The following is an 18,393-nucleotide window of genomic DNA, read 5'->3' on the forward strand; positions in this document are numbered from 1 at the left end:
TCCCTTCCACCGGCGGAAGACCAGCGCAGAATCGCGCTGCGTGCCTGCATCGCGGGATGTCTCCAGTGCGGGAGCGGTTCTGGACGCAAAAAAGGCACCGGCAGATAAACTGCAGGTGCCGTTGGCGATGGTCGTGCGGACCGTTTGGGGTGTCGCTCCGAAGGCCGGATCAGGGAACCCAGACGGGAGGGTTGGCGCCCCCGCTGAGGTTTTGATTGTTGGAGGCGTTGAGCGTCACTTGCCCTTGGGCACCGACATAGATCGTGCTGCCCACCTGATTGTCTTCCACCACGGCGGTCACGTTGGGCTGCGGATGGTAGATGTCGATCCCGGCGGCACCACAGCCGAGGATGTAGTTGTCGCGGACGTTGATGGTTTGCCCGGCGGTGAGCACGCGGCGATACATGATACCGGTCTTGGTGCTCCGGCCCGTGGTGTTGGTCCAGGTAATGCGGTTGTTCTCGATCGTCGTATCACCGGCGGCGACCTTGACGTTGATCGCGGTAGCCGGATCTGTCATCGCGAGGGTGAAGTTCAGCTCGTTGCCGGTAATCGTGGGGCCGGGGACGGAGGTGCCCATGCCGCGGTGCGAAATGTCGATCACCGCGTTGGTGAACGTGTTGTTGCGAATGGTAATATTGCCCGGGCCCTTGAAATCGTCGACCGACGAGAGACCGGCGTAGCTGATGAAGACGTTGTCTTCGAGCACCACGTCCTGCACATTGCTCGCGACGTAAGAGCTGTTATACATGCGGTAGAGCGGGTAGCCCTCGATATTGCTCGTCACGAGGTTGCGGCGGAAGACCATGTTCTTCGTGCCGTAGAAGTTGGCGATGGCGCCGTTGAGGCCGTCACTCGCGATGTTGTCTTGCGCCACGCTGTCGAAGCAGCCTTCGAAATCGAGCGAGATGTCGTCGGAGCGGTGGGTGTTGTTGAACTCGGCCGTGATATACTGGCCCATGCTGATGAAGATGCCGGCATTGACCATGTCGTTGGCGACGTTGCCGGCGATGTAGAATCGGCGGGCCCAACGCGGATTCGTCATCGCGCCGTTGTTGTTCGGGCCGGTGCCGAAGGAAGCGTTGCCACCCCACACCCCGATGCCGGTGCCGTAGAAGCTCAGGTTGTTCTTGTAGATCTCACTGTCGATCGTATAGCGGAAGCGGATGCAGGCCTGCTCTTCCACGATGCCATTGACGTTCGGCCCGATCCCAGTGCAAAAGGCGACCCGGATGTTGGCCGAGAGCTGGTCTTCGGACGTGATGTCGGCATAGGTCGACTTGTGGGTGGTGACGAAGATCAGGTTACCCGGGTCGGCCGTGCAGTGGCGCATGAGGACGTTTTTGGCCGTCTTGTAGTGCGCAATGTATTTGGAGGGGTTGTAAGACGAGGGGATCACGCCACCGATGACCTTGAAGGCCGTGTACTCGTTGTCGCCCATAAAGGTGGTGTCGTTGCCAAACGCGCGGAAAATGCTGTTGCCGTCGGCCACCTGGTTGAAGATTGTGCTGTCGCCCGCGCCCTGGATAATGGCCCCTTTGGGCATCGTGATGATGCCGCTCACGCGGTAGGTACCGGGCGGGAAGTAGAGGAACTTGTGCGTATTGAGGGCCGCGCCGATGGCGGTGGTGACATCGGTATTGTTGCCGGGAATACCGAGGGTGCTGACGTCCTTGCGCTGGTATTCCGTCAGGTAGACATCGTCGATCCAGAGCGAGCCGGTGGTCGAGTGGAGCGTGACGCCCACCACGAGCGAAGTCTGGTCGGCGGTGAAGGAGCACTCGAACAGCTGCCAATCGAAGTTGCCCGTCGGCAGGGCCGTGGTGGCCTGCGAAGCCCCTTGGATCACGAAGTTGGTGCCCGCACCCACAGACTGGCCCTTGGCCCAGACGTAGGCGTAATAAGTCTTGCCGACCGTGAGGCCGGAGACGGTCTGCTTGACTTGCTTGTAGACGCCCGGCTGCTGGGAGCCGGTGTAGGTCATCTTGACGCTTTGCTCTTCCCAGTGGAACTGGGTGGCGTCGGTCGCCACGGTGGCAGTGGGAGCCCCGGCCTGCCCGATGACCCAGTTATTGCTGCCGCCGAGCGGCGCTTCGAAGCTACTGTTCTGGAGCAGGTTCTGCGCGTGAGAGACCACCGGGGCCAGCCCGAGGGCGGAAGCCAGGCAGAGGGCAAAGGTGCGTAGAGGTGAAACACGTGGGCGGTGAGAGACAGGCCGCACGGATTGAGGTTTTGTGGGTAGGTTCATGTTTTTCGGGGGGTATAAGAAGTGGTGAGACATTCGGCCTCACCAACGAGAAAATGCGTCCGCAGCCTGGGCGGAAAAGGGGCTCAATCCGCCGACACGACGCTGCCGTTGACGACGATGTTATCGAGGTCGACGTTGCGGTTGCTGAGGGTAGTCGCCCCTTTCATCGTCTGCCCGTCGGAGTAGAGGTAGAGGCGGAAGGTGACGGGCGTGTCGGGAGCCACCGGGCCGATTTTGGTCAGGTCGATGCTCAGGTGGACGAAGCCCGACTTGGTCCCGCCCGTCCCGGAGTGCGTCAAGCTGGTGCGGCCGACCGGCTTGGCATAACCGTCGAGGCTGGTGTAGAGCGCCACGGTAAAGGTGGTCTCGATCGCCTGTTCTGCCGCGCCGCCATAACGGATCTGTGCGTCGAAGCCCAGGACGTTGGTTTCGTCGAAATGCAGCGCCTTGCCGGTGGTGGGCACGAGCACGAATTGCAGGAAATCGTTGGCGACCTTGGCATCGTGCCGGGTGCCGGTGTCGATCTCCCTGGAGCCGATGCCGTTGCCCGCCAGGTTGTCGGTGATCACGGGGGCCGTAGCCACGCCGACGGCAGCCCCACCGGCACCGCTGAAGGTGAGGCCGTAGGAGGGCAAGGCCGTGTCGTAGGGAGCCATCAGCAACTGGCTGGCGCGCACGTCTGCCCCGATCGAAGAAGGGTTGGTGCCTGGCACGACGGTGGAGTAAGAGCTGCCGAGCTGCGCGTTGCCGATGCCGGTGAAGTCGTAGCTGGCCAGAATGGCGGCCTGGAGCCCGGCGGTGGAGAGTGCGCTGGCCGAAGCAGCCAGCGCGAAGAGGGGATACAGTTTCATGGAGTCGTTTAGGCTCAAGGGGTGGAAGAAATGCGAAGAGGCGCGCAATCGCCGCTTTCGGAGCATGGTCGGACCGCACGGGGGGCAGAGTGGCCTGGGGAGAGGCTCAGGGGCGGTGCCAGAGGGATAAGAGAGGTGGCTCTGGCATCGAGTTACAGCACAACCTGTCCGTCGGACACCCGAACCGTTGTTTACGTAAAGCGGCCTCGTTTACGTAAACTGCCGGGAGGCGTGCCGCGGCGGGAAGTTGCGGCTGAATGGACACCATCCCCTACCCCTCCATGCCACGGGTTCAGGCTCGGGCGGGAGACGGTATCGCGACCTTGCGTCGTTCATTTTCCCTCTCCGCAACTACCGTTCATTACCCCCATGAAAATCTACCCTCTCTGTGCGTTTGCCGTCTCGGCCAGCGCGTTTGCCACCGCCGGGCTCCATGCCGCCATTCTGGCCAGCTACGACTTCACCGGCATCGGCAACGCACAGCTCGCCAACTCCTACGAGGCCGCCGTGCCGGGCACCGGCCCCACCGTAGTGGGAGATGAGGTGACCGCCAGCGCCCTGATCAGCGGGCTGTTCGACACGACCCTACCCTCTTACGGGCTGACGACCTCCGGCAGCAACATCGCCGCCATCGGTGCGCTCAACGGCCCTGTCATCACCGACAACCTGGCGACCAACGGAATGGGCGCCAAGGAGATCGAGACCGGCGGCGAATACGACGCCAAGGTGACCAACGACTTCCTGGAGTTTACCCTCACCCCTGCCGCCGGCAACGCGCTGAGCTTTCAGGCCGCCGACGCCCTGAGCTTCGACGCGCAGCTCCGCTACGGCGGCTCCGGCAGCCTGAGCATTTCGACCACCTTGACCGTGGCGCTCTACACCAGCCTCGACGACTACACGACTCCGGTCGGTAGCGCTACCCTGACGCACAATGGCGCCGGCGGCACCAAATCCGGCTTCGCCCCCTTGAGTATCGACCTTGCCGCCATTGGCAACGCCCCCGCCGATACCGCCGTCAGCTTCCGCCTCTACTTTTACACCGATGCCCAGACGCTGGCCGGCTCCACCACCTTGAGCAACCGCAACGTCGACCTCGACAACTTCGTCGTCAACGGCAGCCTCGCGCTGCCCTCGGTGGCCGCGCCCGCAGAGGTGCAACTTGAGCTGGAAGGAGCGACCCCGCGCCTCAAGTTCGCATCGCAGGCCGGAGCCACCTACGACGTCCAGATGTCTGACCGCGCCGATTTCGCCGCCCCCACCCTGGCCAAAGAAGGCATCAGCGGCAACGGCGGGCAGCTCGACATCCTGCTCGACAACATAACGGTCGGCACGAGCCCGCACTTCTTCCGGGTTGTCGCTCGCGCAGCCAACTAGGCTCCCGGATCAAGCGCTCCCGCCGCATGCGTACGCCCCGTTTGGCCAGCAACCGCCGCCACGGGCCCGGGCTCTGCCTATGCGCATTCTCCCGGGCCGGCACTCCCTTTCTCTCCACCCCAATGTTCCTCACCTCCATGAAACAGCATACCCTCCTCGCACTCAGCCTCATCATGGGCTCACTCGTCACGACCGGGCTTCAGGCCTCGGTATTGGCTTCTTACGACTTCACGGGCATCGGCACCGCCCAGCTCACCAGCTCCTACGCCACGACCGTCCCCGGCACGGCCGCAGCCACGACCGGCGCCAATATCAGCGCCAGCCCCCTGATCGCCGGGCTCTACGATACGAGCATCCCTTCCTACGGGCTCACCGCAAGCGGCAGCAACATTGCGGCTATCGGCACCACCACGGGGCCCGTCATCACCGACAACCTCGCGGTCAATGGCATCGGCTCCACCGAAATCGACACCGGCGGCGAATACGATGCCAAGGTGACCAACGATTTCCTGCAGTTTACGCTGACTCCCGCCGCCGGAATGTCGCTGGACTTCGGCGCAGGAGACGTCTTGAGCTTCGACGCCCAGATCCGCTACGGCGGCTCCGGCAGCCTCGACATCTCCACCACCTTGACGGCCGCCCTCTATACCGATGCAGATGGCTATGCGAGCCAGGTGGACAACACCACGTTGACACACACCGGGGCCGGCGGCACGAAGACCGGCTTCTCCAGCCTCAGTATCGACCTCGCCAGCCTGGGCATGATGGCGGCCGATACGCCGCTCAGCTTCCGCCTCTACCTTTACACCGACGCGCAGACGCTGGCGGGCTCCACCACCTTGAGCAACCGCAACATCGACCTGGACAACTTCGTGGTCAACGGAGGCGTTACCGCCGTGCCCGAGCCGTCCATCATCTCGCTCGCGATGGCCGTCGCCACCTTTGCTTTCGTCTGGCAGCGTCGAAAGCGCGCGTAGGAGTATCGCGCGGGGGAGCTTTCGTCCAGTCAGCATAGTAAAGGGCCGCCTGCCGATGTGGGCGGCCCATTGCTGCCGACAAAAGCACCGCTTTCCCAGCCCAGGCCGAGACATCCTGATCTGGCCCGCTGCAAGCACAAGAGGCGTCGTCCTGGGGAGGGCGACGCCTCATTTGTCATCCCAGAAGGCTCGCGACTCAGGGAGCCACCGTCATGACGATGAAGACGGGCAGATTACCCACCTCCGGCAGGGGCACGGCGACTTCCTCTACCTGGCCATCGCCGTCTGCATCCGGGTTGGTCACCACTGGCACCGCGCCAAAGGGCGTCCAGAGGGCGATGGGCAACGAAAGGTCCGTCGTCCACCAGTAGGCGATGGTCGGCGGGTTGCGGATCAGGCGGCGATGCGTGTAGACGAGCTGCTGGTTGCTCCGCGCCAGCCGTGGGGCCAGAGCCGCAGACGTTACCTCAGCAGGCGAGGTGCCCAGCGCATACTCAAAGACATTCGCCAGCCCATCCTGATCCGGATCGGCGTCGAATAAAGCGTCGTTAAACGCCACCCCATGCGACAAGGCCCAGATAGAGGCCGCGGGCACCAGCTCAGCAGGATATCCCAGCCAGTAGAGCGCGCGATCATCCGTCGTCGCACGGGCCGGGTAGTAAATGCGGAAGTCGGACGCCACCGCGTCGAACGCCCATGGCTGGATTACAGGCAAAGCCCCGGTAAAGACGGCTGCGGCCAAGCTGGCACATCCGCTGAACGCGCCAAGCTCGATCTTCGCAACCTCCACTGGGATCGTGACCCGCGTCAGGCCGGTGCAATCTGCGAACGCGTGCTTGCCGATGCTGGCGAGGCTACGCCCCAGTGAAAGATCGACCAGACTACGGCAGCCCGAGAAAGTGCGGTCGGCAATCCGGGTGAGGCCATGGCCGATGGTGACGCGGCGCAACTGAAGGCAGTCCGCAAACGCATACTGACCCACGCTGGTAACACTGTCCGGAATCGCTACCGCCTGAAGGCTGGAGCAGGAGAAAAACGCGTTGTCGCCAAGATGGGCGAGCCCCTCGGGCAGCACGACCTCCGCCAGCAGGGTGCAAGCGGCGAAGGCCCAGGGCCCGAGTTGCTCCACCCCAGCCGGCAAAGCGATACGTGTGAGGCTGGAACAACCCTGGAAAGCGCCCTCCCCGATCACCGTCACCCCTTGGCCGAACTGAACCTCGGCCAAGTGGGAACAGTCGGCAAAGGCTCGCGCTTCGATTGTCGTGACCGCGTCGGGGATGGTGACGCGGGTCAGGCCGAAGCTGGAGGCAAACGCTGCCGCTCCAATCCGCGACACGCTGCCCGGGATTTCATAGGCGCCCTCCCAGCCGCCCGGGAAGGCCAGTAACGTCTGGCGCGCGTGATCGAAAAGCACGCCGCCGATGCTGCTGAAAGTCGGGTTGGCCGGGCTGACTTCGATGGCCTGCAATGCCGGGCACGCTCCAAACGCCTCCGGGCCGATACTTGCCACCGTGGCCGGTATCGACACATCGGTGAGGCGGGAACAGCCCAGAAAGACATATGCTCCGATGCTGGCAACGCCATCGCCCAGGGCGAGGCTTGCCAGGCTGGAACAGCCCGTGAAGGCGTAGTCGCCAATCCGCGTCACGCTGTCGGAAATCGTGACGCTCGTCAGGCCGGAGTGGTTCGAGAACGCCCAATCGCCAATCGCCGTGACGGGTCTTCCGCCGATTGTAGCCGGGATCTCGACCTCCGGTGCACTACCTTCGTAGGCCGTGATCGTGACAGCCCGGGAGGCGACTTCGTAGACAAAGCCTTCAAAGGTCGCCGCCCGGGCGAACGACAGGTAAAACAATGAGGCGAGAAGGGAGAAGAAACAACGCTTGAAGGGGAAGCGCATAAGGGGAAGTTGAAGGAACGTAGTGGGGCCGCACCGGCCCGCTACCCTCTCCGCAGGCAGGCCGCGCTGAGGAAGCCCGTGAGCAGGATGGTAGCCGTGCCGATGACGATGGTAAAGAAGCCGTGGAAGGGGCTGCGCAGCGCCTCAGGGAAGCCCTCCAGCAGAGTGGAAAACGTGAGCCACAGGATGACCACCACCCCCAGAAGCACCGCCAGGATCGCATCCCGGCCGGTGGCAGTGCGCGAAAGCATCCCTAGCAGGAACAGCCCGAAGCTGCCCCCACCAAAAGTCCCCGCCAGGATCCACCAGGCGTCGAGGATGCTGGGCACGTTGACGAGCGCCAGAGCCAGGCTCGTCCCGAGGACCCCGAAGACGACCGTCGCGCCGTAGAGGACCCGCATTTTGGCCTTTTCGCTGGTGGCAAAGTCGCGCAGAAGCGCGAAATAGTCGTTGAGCACGATGGTCGACGAAGAGTTGAGGCTGCTCGAAATCGTGCTCATGGCGGCGGCAAAGATCGAGGCGATCAGCAGTCCGCGCACGCCCGCCGGCAGCTCTGTAACGATGAACCACGGAAAAACCGAATCGGCAGCAGAGGCCTCGCGGTAGGCCGCCGGCAGATTTTCCGGGAAGGTCGCATAGTAGACGAAGAGCGCGGTGCCGATGAGGAAGAACAGCGCCGAGACGGGCAGGTAGATCAGACCGCCGATCCAGATGCTTTTCGCCGCCTCGGCCTTGGACCGGGAGGCGTGGTAGCGTTGGACGTAGTTCTGATCGATGCCGAAATTCTGCAGGTTGATCACCAGCCCGTAAACAAGCACAACCCAGAAGGTCGATTCGCCCACTTCGGGCCCGAAGCTGCCGAGTGAAAACTTGTCGTAGGCCAGTCCGGCCTCCAGGAACTGCCCGGCCCCGCCGGGCAGCGAAAAGATCATGAGCCCCGCGCAGACGAGCGCCCCCAGGATCAGGATCACCGTCTGAATCGCATCGGTCCAGATCACGCCCACAATGCCGCCGGCAAAGGTGTACACCGTCGTCGTGATGCCGGTGACGAGGATGATGAGGCGGATGTCTACCCCCAGCAACACACTGACGGGCAACGCCATGAGGTAAGTGACGGTTGCGATGCGCGCGACCTGCGTCAGCAGATAACAAAGGCTGGTGTAGACGCGCGCCCAGCGGCCAAAACGCTCCTCCAGGTGCGAATAGGCCGAGACTTCTCCCCGGTCGCGGTAAAAGGGCATGAACCACTTCACGGCGATCACTGCCGCAACCGGGATCGAAAGGCTGAAGACAAACGAGTTCCAGTTGGTGGCAAAGGCTTTGCCCGGCAGCGCCAGAAAACTGATGCTACTGATGTAGGTGCCGAGGATGGAGAGACCGGTGAGGATGCCCGACATGCTGCCGTTACCTGCCGTGAAGCCCGCCACCGAGCGGCTCTTGCGCCAGAAGTAAAAGCCGATCCCCAGCGTCATGAGAAAATACGCGACCAGGACGAGCGCGTCCACCAGCTCGACATGGCTCTGCTCGGCCGGCATCAGGCGTCCTCCGGTTGGGGTTGGTGGAGCGGGTAGCCCCACGCCGCAAAGCGGTCGCGCAGGGTGGTGACGATGCTCTCATAGCGCGCCTGAGTCGTGTCGGACACACGGGATTGCGGCACCCCGACCGTAAAGCCGCGCGCCTCCATGCCCCCCCCGACATTGAGCGGGAACGGGATCCGGTCGATAATCGCACCCAGCTCGCGGAGCTGGCTGGCGTAGGGCTCGATCGCCCCCGAATGGCCTGCCGCACAGACTCGATAGAGGTGGATCATGGCCTCGGGCAAGATGTTGACCAGCCCACCAATGCAACCGGCGGCCCCAATCGCAAACGCTTCCGGCAGGCGGGTATCCGCGCCGGAAAACACGGCGAATCCATACTCGCGCCCCAGCTCGACCAGCTTGTGGTGATAGTCGAACTCACCGCCGCTCTGCTTGATCGCCAGCATGGGTGCGCGTTGGGCAAAGGCCGCCACAGTCTGCGGCTCGATACGGGTACCGATCAGCTCGGGGAAATTATAAAGCATGCAGGGCAGCCCGGACGCCTCGGCGGCGACGAGGAAGTGCTCGAGCATGTCGTCTTGCGCGGTGGGGAAGAAGCCCGGAGCCATGATCCCGACACCAGCCACGCCTGTCTGCTTGGCGTGGGCCGCCAGCTCGGCCACGGCACGGGGTGCGATGTGGCTGACGTTGGCGATGACCGGCAAGGGCGCGGCCAGCTCCGCGACGGCCTCGAGGATCGTCTTGCGCTCATCGAGCGAGAAGTAGGGGAAGCATCCCGTGCTGCCGAGAGCAAGGACACCGTGGATGCCGCGTTGCTTGAGAAACTGGAGGTGGCTGGACAGCGCTGCCTTGTCCAGCGTGCCTTTGGGCGTCATCGGGATCCAAAGCGCAGCCCAGATGCCCTTTACGGGGAGAGTAGTCGTCATGTGCGGAACAGTTTTTGGGCCGAGCGAAACCAGACTCACAGGAATGCCTGTGAGCTGGCCCGGCCAAGGGGTACAGAGTAATCAGGTGGTGCCTGAGGGCCTGCTAACGCGCTGAAGCGGGGTTGCGCAGGTAGTAGAAGAAGCCGTCTTCGGCTCCCAGCAGCAGGTCGGGCACGCCATCTTCGTCCCAGTCGACAATCGTCGGCGTGGTGGAGTGGCCGGCGAGGACTTGCTCGCTCAAGGGCCCTTCGTAGCGGAAGTGCCACTGGCCGTCTTTCTGGCCCAGCCCCTTGAGCAGGCTGACGTTGGGCTGGCTGTTCATCAGGATGTCGCGCACGCCGTCCTGGTCCCAATCGACAAAGCAGAACGTGCGGCGACCGCTGCGCCCGCCGATGCCGGAATTCATGATCAACGGCCCGGCGACGCGCTCGCCTTCGGCCTTGATCGGCAAGCCGCTGCTGTCGAATTCGCTGACGTTGGCCATCTGGAAGACGCGGCGGGGTGGGTGCAGCTTCAAGGTGCCATCCTCGGCCTTGAAGCGCTCGTAGAGGGCGAGGTAGCCTTCCGCGTCCAGCGTCACGAGGTCCATCAGGCCGTCCTCGTTCAGGTCGACCATCGCGGGGGTGGAGCGCCATTGCACGACGAGCTCGTCGCCCTCGGGCGTCCACCAGTTCCAGGCGGGCTTCTGCGGCTTGCCCGGCCACTCGACGGTCAGGCGCTCGCCCGGCGCCAGCGCGGGTTCGGCGGCGCTGCCGACGTTGCGGTAGAGCGTGACGTAGCCCCAGATGCCGTTTTCGAGGATGTCGAGCAGGCCGTCGCCGTCCCAATCGCCGACGCTGAGATTGGAGTAGCCCCACTTCGCCTCGGCCGGCCCCTGGATGGAACCGTTGGGCCCTGCCATCTCCCGGATTTCCTTACCCCCGGCTGTCAAGTGGACCGGCGGGGCCCAGCGCGGCGGGTTGCCGCCCATGTTCTTGATAAAGCCGATGTAGCCCGCCGTGTTGCCGGTCAGGATGTCGGGCAGGCCGTCGCCGTCCCAGTCGACACTCACGGGTGAGGACAGCGCGCCGAATTTCACTTCGTCCGCAAACTGGCGGAAGTAGCGCGGGGCCTTGAAGAGCGGCAACCCGTCTTGCATCGTGCCGGTGTGCTCGACCAGAGCCACCCGGCCGTCTTCGTCGCCCACCACCAGATCGGGCCAGCCGTCGCCGTTGAAGTCGACCGCCACCGGGTTGATCATGCAGAGGTCCATATGGAGGTCTTTGCCATTGGCCTGCAGTTTCTTGCCGGCAGCATAGCGGGGCGATTCACGGGTGCCGACGTTTTCGAAATAAGTAAAGCTGTCGCGGAATTCGCCGCAGATCAGGTCGAGGTCGCCATCGCCGTCAAAATCCGCAAACGAGGGGTTGGGGTTGCCGTAAACGTCGACGTCTGCCCCACCCGCCTGAAGGCGGACGGGCTCGGCATAGCGCGGCTGCTCGGTCGTACCTTCGTTGCGTAACAGGTAGACATACCCGCGCAGCGGGCCGTGGGTCCACTCGCCTTGAGCGTTGTAGGCATTGTCCCAGCCATAATCGCCCCAGAAGCCGATGCCGACGACGAGGTCCTGCGCGCCATCGCCCTCGAAGTCGACATAGCGCCAGTGGTTGGCGCGGATGCGAAACGGCGAGGCTTTTTCCCCTCCCTGGGTGAAGACCTGCTCGGGCGCTGGCATGGTAACGCCTTGCTCAAAACCCGTCTCCTTGAAATCGGGGTAGACGGTGTTGGGGCTGGTGACCAGCGGCTGCCCGTCGACGTAAGAGATCTGGGGATTGCCGACCGCTTTGCCCAGACGCTCGGCGGCCTCGAACACAGGCAAACCCGTCTGCGGATCTAGGGTGCCGGAATTGCGGAAATAGTAGATGCCGTTGGAAGGCTTGTCGGTGCAGGCCACAACCATGTCGATCAGGCCGTCTCCGTCATAGTCCATCGGCAGCGGCCAGGCCCAGAGGCCGACCCCCAGGTCGACGAGCATGCCGGGGTTGTGATAGCCGATGCGCTCGAAATCAGCCGCCTGCGCGGTGGTCGTTGCGGCCAGGGCGAGGGCCAGCAGCGCACGGGCTGCACGGCGGGGGCGGGAAAGATCAGTCTCCATAGCGGACGAGTTGGTCGGGGTTGAAATGATAGGCATCCTTGGCGAGCGTTTCCATGGAGTGCACGGTCTCGCGATAGTCGGGCCGGTCGATAAGGTTATCGGTCTCGGCCGGGTCGGTGCGGTGGTCGTAGAGTTCGCGGCCGATCAGCTCGCCGCTCTCACAGTCCCTCCACTCCACGTAGCGATACTGTTCGGTGCGCAGCGCATAGCCCATCGCCTGCCAGTTGCGGCTGTAAAACGGCTGGGGATGCTGGCTGAGGACGTAGGTCTTGCCCGGCAGGCTCGGGTCGTTGAGCAGCGGCACGAAGCTCTTGCCTTCCAACGCGGCGGGCGCCGGCAGCCCGGCCATTTCGCAGATGCTGGGGAAGAGGTCGATCAGCTCCACCAGCCCATCGGCCTGGCCGCTTTTGCCCTGGTAGCGCTCGGGCAGGTGCACGATCAAGGGCACGCGGGCATCCAGCTCGTAGTTGGTCGTTTTGCCCCACAGCTCGTGCTCGCCGAGGTGAAAGCCGTGGTCGCTGAAGAAGATGACAATGGTGTTGTCGTCCAGCCCGGTGGCCTTGAGCTGGGCAAGCACTTTGCCAACCTGGGCATCGACGAAGCTGATGCAGGCAAAGTAGCCGTGCCGCAGCGCCAGGACTTCATCGTGACTCAAGGGCCCCTGTTTGGGCATGCCGCCATAGCTGCGCAGCTCCGTCCAGCGATGACGCGCCACTTCGGGGACGTTTTCCGGGAAATCGGTCGAGGGCACGCGGTCGAAGTCTGCCCGGTCGTAGAGGTCCCAATAGCGTTGCGGGACGTTGAACGGCAGGTGCGGCTTCCAGAAGCCGACGGCGAGGAAGAAGGGTTCGGTGACTTCGGCGCGATCCTTCAAGGCCGCACAGGCAACGGCTGCGATTTGGCCGTCGAAGTAGGCTTCGTCGGGCACGTCGTAGTGCTCGTAGGCTCCCCCCTTGGCCTCCGGCCCGAAGGGATCTCCCGGCACGACCGAGTCTTGCCAGTGCGCCCCGTTGATGAACGAGGATGGTGCCGACCACGATTGCGGATCGGCCATGGGCGCGCGGTTGGGCTTCTTGGCCGTTTCGTTGTGGAAGATCTTGCCGATGGCGCGCGTGTAGTAGCCGTTCTGCTTCAGGTATTCCGGCAGGCTCACGATGTCTTCGTGGACTTCGCGGAAGCGCCCGTCGAGATCCCACACGCGGACGGTGTCCGGGCGCAAGCCCGTCAAAAACGAGGTGCGCGAGGGGTTGCAGACCGCCTGCTGGGCGTAGGCACGGCTGAAGATCACCGAGCTTTCGCTCAAGGCGTCGAGGTGAGGTGTCACGGCCAGCTCGCTCCCATAGCTCCCGATCTCCGGGCGCATATCGTCGGTGACGATAAAGAGGATGTTGGGCCGCTCCGGCGCAGTCTCGGCGCGTAGCCCACCGGCGCTCCAGAGCAGGCATAAGGCGAGGGTGCCGGTCGAAAGCTTGAATCGTTGGAGAATCATGAAAAGCGGGATCGGTTGGGGTTTAGTCGGCCGGGAGCGCTACGTCGTTCCACCAGATGATACCTTGCTGCAGACGGCGGTCGACAAACAGCGGGGGCGGCAGCTCGGCGTCCCACGCCTTGAACTCGCGCTTCAACTCGCGCAGCAGCTTGGGTTTTTTGGCCGCCAGGTTGTGCGCTTCAGCCGGGTCCTTGCGCAGGTTGTAGAGTTCCCAGGCCGGGTCCTTGTTATCCCCCACCCCGTTGCGGATCAGCTTCCAGTCTCCCTTGCGGATGGCAGACATGTAGGGGCCGTAGCGCCAGTAGAGCGCTCGATCGGGCAACGGCTGGCCGTCGCGCAAGAGCGGCATCAGGTCGACCCCGTGCAGCTCCGCCTCGGGCTCGACACCCTCGAGCAGGCCCAGCACGGTCGGCACCACGTCGACCGCGATCACCGGCTCCTTGAGGGTTGTGCCGGTTTGCTTGAAGCCATTGGGCCACTGGACGAGGAAGGGGGTGCGGATGCCGCCTTCGTAGAGCACGTATTTGCCGCCGCGCAGGGGTGCGTTGTCGCTGTGGTTTTGCGGGGCGCCGCCGTTGTCGCTGAAGAAGAAGACGAGGGTGTCGTCGAACTGGCCCGTCTCTTTGAGTGCCTGCAGCACGCGGCCCACGTTGTCGTCCATCGAGGCCGTCATGGCGGCGTAATAGCGGCGGCCAATGTCTTCGATATGGGCGTAGCGTTGCAGGTATTCCTCCGTCGCTTCCATCGGCACGTGCACGGCGTTGAAGCACAGCATCAGGCACCACGGGCCGTCTTGCTCGCGGCGCACAAACTCGACCGCGTCGGAGCCGAAGGCATCCGTCAGGTAGCTCTCCTTGGGCTCCTCCTGATCGTTGCGAAACAGGGGGCCTTCCGTGCCGGGCAGGTAGGAGGTACCTCCGCCCAGGAAGCCGTAAAAGTAATCGAAGCCACGGTTGGTCGGGTAAAATTCATCGTCCCACCCCATGTGCCACTTGCCGATGAGGCCGACCGAGTAGCCTTCGCGCTGGAGGTAATCGCCGAGGCTGCGCTCTGAAGTCGGGAGGCCGATGCCGGGCGGATGGCCGGGGCCTCCCAGCGTCTGCACCCCAAAGGCTTCCTGATAGCGGCCTGTGACAATGCCCATGCGGCTGGGCAGGCAGACGGGTGCGGTGATGTAGGCGTCGGAAAACGACACCCCATTTTGCGCCAGCGAGTCGATATGAGGCGTCTGGATGTCTTTGGCGCCGGTGATCCCAAGGTCGGCGTAGCCGAGGTCGTCGGCCACGATGACGAGGATGTTGGGCGTTGGCTTGGGCTCTGTGGGCTGGGCTTGCAGGCTGGTGGCCAACACGAGGCCCGCCGACACCGCGAGCCGGAGAGTTCTGGGGAAGTGGAGCATGGGGATAGCGGAAAAGAAGAAGCGCGGCAGGGCAAAACCATGGCTCCCTGCCGCGCCCAGGGCGAATTAGAATGCAAACGAATTGGTGAGGAAGAAGGTGCGCTCGACCGGGGCGCGCACCACCGCCCAGCTGCCGTCGGGGTTGATGACTTCGGGCGTAATATCGTTACTGCCGACGAGGTTACGGGCATTGAGCTGGACCGTCCAGCGGACATCTCCCCAGATCTTGCGCTCGTAGCGGATGAAGACGTCTCCATTCCACTGCGACGAAGCGTAGAAGGGGTTGTCGAGGTCGGGCACCTGCAGGATGTCGCCTTCGCTTTCGACCAGGTTGATCGGGTAGCCGACTGCGGCCTTGTCTTGCCAGCGGATGGAGCCGCCAATGCCGACACCCTTGAACAAGCTGTCCTTGTCGAAGGTGTAGCCAGTGGTGAAGTTGACCCGCCACTTGCGCTGCTCCTGGCTCACGGCGCCGTCGCGTGCAGTGATGGCTGCCAGCGGGTTCAGCACGTCACGGGTGAAGCGCTGCTTGTAGGTGACGTTGCTGGCCACGTTGGGCTCGTCGAAGACTTCCTCGTCCCACAGGCGGGCGTCGACCAGCGACTGGCGGATCTGGCCGTAGTATTCGCCGAGTTCGGAGCCGGAGCCGGAGCGGATCGTCTCCTGCTTGGCGATGTTGAGGGCGAGGCGCCAGTTGTCGGTGACGTTGGCCGTCAGCTCGATTTCGACCCCTTTGGCGATGAGGTCGGAGCTGGAGACGAGGCCCTGGACGGGCTCTGCCTCCACCGCGCGGTCGCCCACCGCGTTTTCGACGATGCGGATGTTGCTCTCCGTCTTGAGCGGCTCGGGCACCATGTTGATGAGGGTGTCGATCACCTCGTCGTAAGAGCTGTGATGCTCGGCCAAACCGGTTTCGCGGCCCGTGTAATCGTAGCCGAAGGGCACGCCCAGGCGCTGGGCTTCGAGCAGGCGGCTCACCCAGCCCACGACAGGTGATACGGCCTGGTTGTCGAGGTTGGTATCGAGGGCGATGGCGGTGTTCTCGGTCTCATACCAGTTGACGCGCAGGCTGAAGCGGCGGTCCAGCATGGAAATGAGGAAGCCCTTTTCTTCCGTCTGGCCCGAGGGCGGGCTCAGCGGGTTGAGGTAGACGTCTTGACGGAAGCCGACCGGCGTAAAGTTCTCCGACTTGGAGTAGAAGAGGCTCAACTCCGAGCGCAGGGGCAGGTCGGGCAGCCACAGGTCGGGGTAGTGTGCCACCACGCTCCAACTGGTGGTCTCGCCCTCGATGTCGAGGTTGGGCTCGTCCTGCAACTGGAGCGAAATGGGGTCGAGCGCGCCATCGTCGAGGCGGCGGTTGGGCAGGCTCAGCGTATCGCGGACGCGGTCTTGCCGGATGCCATACATGCCGACGATCAAGTCCTTCACCAGGTAGCCTTGCCAGGTGATCGCCTTGGTGTCGATGATCCGCTCGTTGGCGCTGCCCTGCTTCAGAAACTCGTCCGCATAGGCCGTGACCTGACGCACCGTCCCGGTATTGGGGTCGCGCACAAAGGTGACGAACTCGTCCCCATGCTTCGGCAGCGGCACGTCGATGTAGCCGCCGAATTGCACGTCTTCGTAGGTGGGGAACTGGCGCAGATCGGGCCCGACATAAAAGGCGGCGTGCAGCTGACGGCGGAAGTTGTTCTTCAGGCCGGAGAGCGCGTCTTCCATGTCGATCTCGTCGGAGCTGACTGCCATCGCGTAGCCTTCGCGCCGCTCGTAGCGCGAAGCTTCTTCGACCAGCCCGGAGAACACGTGGCGGCCGAGCCAGTTCGAAGCCCAGCCGTCGTCGATCAGCTCCTTGAAGTCCAGCTCCAGGAACGCCGTGGCGCGCTTGGTCTCGCGATACATCTCGATCTCGGCATGGTTGCCCCAGACGCGGGAGACGAGCAGCGGGCGGCCTGCATTAGGGTTGGGCTGGCCGTTGCCCAGCCACAGGTTGTTGTCGACTTTCACGTCGAAGGCGCGGCCGTCGACGATGCCAAACGACTCCCCGCCGCCGAAGGTAAACTGGTTGCGCCGATCCAGCTCTTGCTTGTTGTAGGCCAGCTCGACCCCGAAACGGTTTTTCCAGAAGAGCTGCTCGAGCGTAAAGGTCTGGTTCTGGAAGCTGTCCTGACGCTCTTCCATGCGGCCCGAAAGCAGCGTGTCCACAAAGTCGTAGATGTGGGTATTCTGGAAGGTGGGCGCGGTGAAGCCGGTCGTCCAGGGCTCATCCACGAGGCTGGACTGCATCAACCAGTCGAACGAGCCTTGGACGCGCCCCTCGACCGCCTGCAGGTCGGCGTATTGGGGGTTGGTAAAGCCGACTGAGGGGCCTGCGCCGCCCGACGAATTGGTGTAGATCTGGCCCACGGTGATGAACCACGGGAGGCGCTGTGCCTCGCTGCCCAGGAAGGGGCCGCCGGCGCCAAACTGGTCGTGCATTGCCTGCGGCACGAAGGTGCCGTCGGTATAGCGGGCGGGTGCCTGCATCCCCGTCTGGTTCTCGATGGCTTCGACGTTCGGCGGCATGTACCAGTCGCGGATCGTGTCGATCGGCGCGATGACGTTGGGCGGCGTGGTCTGGACTTCGGCAAACTCCAGGTTGCTGCGGAACGTGGTGGTGCCGACCATCTTGTTTTTGGTGCCTTGGTAGAGCACGCCGGTCAGGGCGGCGGCCAGGCGCTGGTCGTCGGAGTAGGCGGGCTCCTGCTCGAAGTTCTTGCGCTCGTTGAGGGCGTTGATGCGGACGGCGAAGCGCTTGGGGATCAGGATCTGGTTGAAGTCGAGCGTCTCGCGGTGGCTCCCGCGCTGATCCACGCGGAAGGCGACGCGGTAACGGTCGCGCAGGAGGTTCGCCGTCTTGCTGGAGTAGTTGATGACCCCGCCCGGGCTGCCGACCCCGAAGAGGATCGAGTTGGGGCCGCGGCTGATGTCGACCCGCTCGACGTTGTAGGTGTCGAAGCCGAAATCGGTGATGAAATAGTCGCGGCTGATCTCCGCCCTCACCAGGCCGCGCACACGCGTATTGCCTTCGGGGTTTTCGCGGTTGTCCTGCTGCGAGGCGCGTCCTGCCGTATTGCCGGAGTTGGTAAAGTTACCGGACGAGCCGCCCACTTCGGTGCCGGTGGTATACACCAGCAGGTCTTCAATGCCGGTGACGGCGGTGTCTTCGATAAACTCCGGCGTGACGACGGAGATGGCGGCCCCGAGGTCGCGCAGATCCGAATTGATACGGGTGCCGGCGAGGGACGAGGTGGCCTGGTAGCCCATGTTGGACGAAGCTTCGACCGTGAAGGGGCTCAGGGTGAACATCACGTCTTCATCCGCCTCTTCCTGGGCGCTGACCGTGAGGCCGGAGAGGGTGGCGGCAAGCGCCAGCAGCAGGCGTGGCGAGCGGGCCAGCGCGCTGCGCCTGCGGGTCGTGAATACGGACCGCGAAATGGGAGCACTGTCGAAAGCTTGGGATGGAACTCTAGGGGTAGCAGATGTCTTCATGTTGGTTACGGGAGTAGTTTTGTGTGACGATG

Annotated in this window: 11 protein-coding genes; 2 read left to right on the forward strand and 9 right to left on the reverse strand. The window is 63.7% G+C overall.

The window, feature by feature from the left end; genetic code table 11:
• Positions 1-169 precede the first annotated feature (169 nt).
• Positions 170-2,248 carry a right-handed parallel beta-helix repeat-containing protein gene (locus Q7P63_08310; GenBank protein MDP0500091.1) on the reverse strand — a complete coding sequence of 693 codons (2,079 nt, stop codon included), beginning with the start codon at positions 2,246-2,248 and terminating at the stop codon, positions 170-172.
• 83 nt (positions 2,249-2,331) lie between these two features.
• Entirely contained in the window at positions 2,332-3,099 is a 768-nt protein-coding gene (locus Q7P63_08315) for a hypothetical protein (GenBank protein ID MDP0500092.1), read from the reverse strand.
• A gap of 369 nt (positions 3,100-3,468) precedes the next feature.
• On the opposite strand from Q7P63_08315, the gene Q7P63_08320 reads away from it, so the two are divergent.
• Together Q7P63_08320 and Q7P63_08325 are read left to right on the forward strand one after the other, a co-directional pair.
• Entirely contained in the window at positions 3,469-4,473 is a 1,005-nt protein-coding gene (locus Q7P63_08320) for a hypothetical protein (protein MDP0500093.1), read from the forward strand.
• Positions 4,474-4,610: 137 nt separating this feature from the next.
• Positions 4,611-5,450, forward strand: coding sequence for a hypothetical protein (locus Q7P63_08325; GenBank protein ID MDP0500094.1), 840 nt, complete (start codon positions 4,611-4,613; stop codon positions 5,448-5,450).
• Between the two features lie 196 nt (positions 5,451-5,646).
• Here Q7P63_08325 and Q7P63_08330 read toward each other — a convergent pair whose 3' ends face one another.
• The 7 genes from Q7P63_08330 to Q7P63_08360 all read right to left on the reverse strand — a co-directional run bounded on the left by Q7P63_08330 (position 5,647) and on the right by Q7P63_08360 (position 18,361).
• A complete protein-coding gene (locus Q7P63_08330; protein ID MDP0500095.1) occupies positions 5,647-7,350 on the reverse strand; it encodes a leucine-rich repeat domain-containing protein in 1,704 nt (567 codons plus the stop codon).
• 41 nt (positions 7,351-7,391) lie between these two features.
• Positions 7,392-8,885 carry a sodium:solute symporter gene (locus Q7P63_08335; protein ID MDP0500096.1) on the reverse strand — a complete coding sequence of 498 codons (1,494 nt, stop codon included), beginning with the start codon at positions 8,883-8,885 and terminating at the stop codon, positions 7,392-7,394.
• Positions 8,885-9,814 (reverse strand): dihydrodipicolinate synthase family protein, encoded by a 930-nt coding sequence (locus Q7P63_08340; GenBank protein MDP0500097.1) that lies wholly within the window; start codon positions 9,812-9,814, stop codon positions 8,885-8,887. The genes Q7P63_08335 and Q7P63_08340 overlap by 1 nt, the downstream gene beginning before the upstream one ends.
• A gap of 103 nt (positions 9,815-9,917) precedes the next feature.
• Positions 9,918-11,948, reverse strand: a complete 2,031-nt coding sequence (locus tag Q7P63_08345) for a VCBS repeat-containing protein (GenBank protein ID MDP0500098.1) — start codon at positions 11,946-11,948, stop codon at positions 9,918-9,920.
• Complete coding sequence (locus Q7P63_08350; protein ID MDP0500099.1) at positions 11,938-13,437, reverse strand: sulfatase; 1,500 nt, start codon at positions 13,435-13,437, stop codon at positions 11,938-11,940. The genes Q7P63_08345 and Q7P63_08350 overlap by 11 nt, the downstream gene beginning before the upstream one ends.
• Before the next feature lie 22 nt (positions 13,438-13,459).
• On the reverse strand, positions 13,460-14,836 hold the full coding sequence (locus tag Q7P63_08355; GenBank protein MDP0500100.1) for a sulfatase-like hydrolase/transferase: 1,377 nt from the start codon (positions 14,834-14,836) through the stop codon (positions 13,460-13,462).
• Positions 14,837-14,902: 66 nt separating this feature from the next.
• Positions 14,903-18,361 (reverse strand): TonB-dependent receptor plug domain-containing protein, encoded by a 3,459-nt coding sequence (locus Q7P63_08360; protein MDP0500101.1) that lies wholly within the window; start codon positions 18,359-18,361, stop codon positions 14,903-14,905.
• Between the last annotated feature and the right edge of the window lie 32 nt (positions 18,362-18,393).

This window comes from Verrucomicrobiota bacterium JB022 (assembly GCA_030673845.1).
In the GTDB taxonomy this organism is placed as follows: Bacteria; Verrucomicrobiota; Verrucomicrobiia; order Opitutales; family Oceanipulchritudinaceae; genus WOUP01.